The sequence below is a fragment of the Sedimenticola hydrogenitrophicus genome (assembly GCF_029017505.1).
Lineage (GTDB): Bacteria > Pseudomonadota > Gammaproteobacteria > Chromatiales > Chromatiaceae > Sedimenticola > Sedimenticola hydrogenitrophicus_A.
On record NZ_JAQGEI010000103.1, the window covers coordinates 1 to 1,064 of the forward strand.

The 1,064-nt window shown below is 62.2% G+C and carries 2 protein-coding genes; both read left to right on the forward strand.

Annotated elements, in window-relative coordinates; genetic code table 11:
* Positions 1-754 (forward strand): IS21-like element helper ATPase IstB (gene istB, locus O9K64_RS23440; RefSeq protein ID WP_275100540.1); only part of this gene is annotated, 754 nt, incomplete at its 5' end.
* Positions 751-927, forward strand: coding sequence for a hypothetical protein (locus O9K64_RS23445; RefSeq protein WP_260296060.1), 177 nt, complete (start codon positions 751-753; stop codon positions 925-927). The genes istB and O9K64_RS23445, both read left to right, overlap by 4 nt.
* The last annotated feature ends 137 nt before the right edge of the window (positions 928-1,064 follow it).

The window sequence follows — 1,064 nt, forward strand, 5'->3', positions numbered from 1 at the left end:
GGCCAAGGCGCTCAAGCTCCACGGCCTGCTGAGCCACTGGGAGGAGATCGAAGAACGCGGCTGGATCGCACCGCTGATCCAGTGGGAGGAAGCGGAGCGCGCCCAGCGCAGCCTGGAGCGGCGCATGACAGGTGCCCACCTGGGGCGCTTCAAGCCCCTGGCCGACTTCGACTGGAACTGGCCCAGCCAGTGCGACCGGGAGCTGGTCAGTGACCTGATGCGCCTCGACTTCCTCACCGAGGCGGTCAATATCATCCTGGCGGGACCCAACGGGGTAGGCAAATCGACCCTGGCCCGCAACATCGCCCATCAAGCGGTACTGGCGGGCCATAGCGTCCTCTTTACCAGCGCCGGCCAGATGCTCAATGACCTGGCCGCCCAGGACGGCGATGGCGCCATCAAACGGCGCCTCGCCCGCTACACCCGGCCGCAACTGCTGGTGATCGACGAGGTGGGCTACCTCTCCTACTCCAATCGCCATGCTGATCTGCTGTTCGAGATCGTCTCCCGGCGTTACGAGGAGAAATCCACCCTGGTCACCACCAACCGGCCCTTCGCCGAGTGGGGCGAGGTCTTTCCCAACGCCTCCTGCGTGGTCTCGTTGGTGGACCGTCTGATCCATCGCTCGGAGATCCTCACCATCGAAGGGCAGTCCTACCGCCTCAAGGAGGCCAAGGAGCGGCAACAGCGGCGCGCCGCCAGCCGCAAGAAAAGCAAAACGGCTACGACCGGGAAGAAGGAGACCAAGCCATGATCCCGATACAGATACCCGACTACTGGACGCCGGAGCAGGCGTTAGCCGTTTACGAGTTGATCGACGAAATCCGCGATGCGATCTGGAGCCGTTACCAGATCTCATTGATCGAGTTGATGCAGGAGGAGCGGGTAACGACCTTCGAGGTCAACGACGATGACTTGACCTTCTGAGCAGATCATTCAGCCGAGATCGGCGGCGTTACTTGGCTTGAGTAGAGGCGACCTGCCTGGCTGAGGTCGAGTAATGCCGCCCAAATCCGCGACTGTGGACTTCGCCAGATAGGCGCGGTTTTACTCAGCCGTTAACA

Excerpts from the sequence above, each read along its gene's own strand:
- O9K64_RS23445 (WP_260296060.1), top strand. The coding sequence starts at position 751 with ATGATCCCGATACAGATACCCGACTACTGGACGCCGGAGCAGGCGTTA.